Below are 2,972 nucleotides of genomic sequence, written 5' to 3' on the forward strand. Positions count from 1 at the left end.
GAAGTCCGACCCCAAATATTTGTTGATGGTCTTGGCCTTGGCCGGGGATTCGACGATGACGACACTGCCAGCCACTGAAGGACCCGCCTTTGCAAGAACGATGGACGACCGGACGGCAGAACAAGATCAGATCAGGCTGACCTGCCCACCGGGATGGCGCTGCAGCCGCCCCGCCAGTTCCAGTTCCAGCAGGACAGTCAACACCACTCCGGCAGACAATTGGCAGCCGCGGACCACTTCGTCAATGAGAACCGGGGAGGGAGACAGGCACTCCACTACCCGCCGGCGCGCTTTTTCCAGTTCCACCTCATCCTCCTGGGCCGGTGTAGTGGGGCGGAACAGGCCACCGGACGGCTCCGACAGCGGGCGGTGCAACGCTCCCCGGAGGTGGCTTATGATATCGTCCGCATTCTCCACCAGCCCCGCACCCTCCTTGATCAGCCGGTTACAGCCCTGGGCACGGGGGTCCAGCGGTGATCCTGGCACGGCGAAGACGTCGCGCCCCTGCTCCCCGGCGAACCGGGCCGTTATCAGCGATCCTGACTTCACCGCCGCTTCCACTACGACGATGCCCAGCGACAGGCCGGATATCAGGCGATTGCGCCGCGGGAAATGCCGTGCCTGCGGCTCGGTCCCAAGGGGTGATTCGGCCAACACGGCACCGCGTGCCGCAATGTCACGGTAAAGCCCGTCATTCTCGGGTGGATAGATAATGTCCACGCCGCCCGCCACCACAGCCACTGTTCCGCCGCCCGACACGCCACCGGCAAGCGCACCGTGATGCGCCGATGTGTCAATCCCGCGCGCTAGACCCGAAACCACTGTGAAACCCGCTTCGGCCAGATCCCTCCCCAGTTTCTCGGCCATCTTCCGGCCCACGATACTGGCATTGCGGGCCCCGACAATACCCACGCAGGGCCGTGACAGCAGCGCTGGAAAACCCAGCAGGGTCAATACCGGTGGTGCATCGTCCAGCGCGGCTAGCGGGCCTGGATATTCTGCTTCCCCCCGGAACAGCCAGCGAGCGCTCATTCGCTCCAGGGCGGCGGCTTCCCGTTCCACCTCCGTCTTGCCTGGAATGCGCAAAGGTGCCGTTCGCCCCCCACGCTTGGCCAACTCCGGCAGGGCGGTCAAGGCAGCGGTGGCGGTGCCGAACCGTTCCAGTAATCGCATGAACGTCACCGGCCCAACATTCTCCGTCCGGATCAGACGGACGCGGTCGATGCGCTCAGCATGGGACAGGGGGGCATTTTGAGATTGCATGAAGATATGGTTCTGCAATGGCATTCAAGTGTCAACGATAATGGTTGATCACTGGATGGAATCTAATCGCATGGCCAAGTGCATTTGGTGGAGATAGGCGAAATTATCGTCAATTTCGATTGTGTGAATTTCAATTCACGAAAATCAGGAATATCCTAAAATCTCATTAAAATAGCGTTCGATTTATGAATATCCCCTAAACGACTGACCAACAGATCCGCAGGAGAATGAAGATGAACGCCGCCGTACCCAATGTCCCTGATGCCTCCGCCGCGCCCCTGGCCGCAGCCCAGAATCCGTTTGCTACTCGCGTCAATGACGAGGGTGGTGGTCAGGATAATGCCCACACTTTGCGGCCCGGCATCAAATGTGGGACGGAAGATAAGGGGCATGCAGTGCCCCGTAGTCGATCAATTTACGAGATTGTCGTTGATGCTAGCGGCGGGTTTATTCCGTTATGGGAGGCTGGAGTTACTCTCAATTGGCGCTTTCGAGAGGCCTCCTTCCAGCGTTTTTCGGATCCTGGGGCCGCCAAGACAGCTATTGAACGGCTGTCGGCGAAAGCCTTGATCGCATGGGGCAAGGCTTGGCCGGCGCTGGTATTTGGCGAACATCGGCCTTTCAGTATCATGAATTATGGCGACAATTGTCAACTCACGGACCAGGACCGTTTGGACCTCAAACGGCTGTATACAGTAGCTTGGTTAGGAGAATTAAAGGAAATCAACGGAACGCAAACTCGTTTTGTTCGCCCATACCACAATAGTGGAAGCAGAATTGGATCAAATGGACAGGTGGTAGCCTTCAGTATGGTTTCTGACGATAGTCGATCCTAGATAGGCTGCTGATATTTTGCTGATGATGAGAGTCAAATACTGATCGATAAACCACTTTGCCGTGGAGGTTGTCATGAGTGCTAAAGGCGCAGCACACTTAGGTTGTGTTTTTCTTGTGGCATTGACGTCGATATCGCTGTCGGGCTGTGGGACGGTAGTAACCTCAAGTGCGAGTATGGGGGAAATTGGTAATGGGGTTACATATTTTTTACCAAAGCGTGAAGTGAAATTGACTGCAGAGCGTAGGCTTCTGGTTAGAAGTGACGTTGAAAAGGCTATGAAGGCGAAGCAGGCAGAGCTGGAGGCGCTGGATGCATTAATCGATACATACACAGAGACTATCGAAATCGCCCGCGCAAGAATGAATGACCCAGCTGTAAATTCAGACGCACAAACACTTCAAATTGTGAAAAATACTCTAAATATAGCAATTTCAGACCTAAACAAGGCTAATAAGGACAAGATAAGTGCAGCGTCTGGTGTGGCGGATTTTTCTTTGAAGCTTTACTCTATAAAGGATGGATATTGCAACTACCAGTACTCTGCCAAAATCGAGCTACAGGCAACAATTCCTGATGCAGAATATAGGTTTATTGCCAGGGATTTCCACAATCCTTTGCGAGATGACGACACCAAGTTAAAAGTTTCTACTGACGGACTTCTGACTTCTGCCAATGTAATTTCGACGGATCGGACAGGAGATATCATTGTCGAGATGGCGTCATCTATATCGGGATTTGGTGCAGGTCCGTCTCCCATGGCGCTGACTGAATCAACCAAGCCTGCGCCGGCTGCTGTCGAGTGTGAGAAGGAACCGGTAAAGTTTGTTAGAATTTTTGACCCTACCGATCTCGAGAGCATAGGCAAAGTCAA

The 2,972-nt window shown here is 54.5% G+C and carries 3 protein-coding genes; 2 read left to right on the plus strand and 1 reads right to left on the minus strand.

Translation table 11 applies throughout. The features are described 5' to 3' along the window. Positions 1 to 126: 126 nt before the first annotated feature. Positions 127 to 1,287 (minus strand): DNA-processing protein DprA, encoded by a 1,161-nt coding sequence (gene dprA, locus Q0072_RS16360; RefSeq protein ID WP_298332327.1) that lies wholly within the window; start codon positions 1,285 to 1,287, stop codon positions 127 to 129. 209 nt (positions 1,288 to 1,496) lie between these two features. Here dprA and Q0072_RS16365 point away from each other — a divergent pair, with 209 nt between their 5' ends. Together Q0072_RS16365 and Q0072_RS16370 are read left to right on the plus strand one after the other, a co-directional pair. Then, positions 1,497 to 2,099: a hypothetical protein gene (locus tag Q0072_RS16365; protein ID WP_298332329.1), complete on the plus strand. Its 603-nt coding sequence runs from the start codon at positions 1,497 to 1,499 to the stop codon at positions 2,097 to 2,099. 73 nt (positions 2,100 to 2,172) lie between these two features. Next, positions 2,173 to 2,972: ABC transporter C-terminal domain-containing protein (locus Q0072_RS16370; protein ID WP_298332330.1), on the plus strand; the 800-nt coding region annotated here is incomplete at its 3' end.

The sequence above is a fragment of the Asticcacaulis sp. genome (assembly GCF_027484505.1).
GTDB lineage: Bacteria > Pseudomonadota > Alphaproteobacteria > Caulobacterales > Caulobacteraceae > Asticcacaulis.

Excerpts from the sequence above, each read along its gene's own strand:
- dprA (WP_298332327.1), bottom strand. The coding sequence starts at position 1,287 with ATGCCATTGCAGAACCATATCTTCATGCAATCTCAAAATGCCCCCCTG.
- Q0072_RS16365 (WP_298332329.1), top strand. The coding sequence starts at position 1,497 with ATGAACGCCGCCGTACCCAATGTCCCTGATGCCTCCGCCGCGCCCCTG.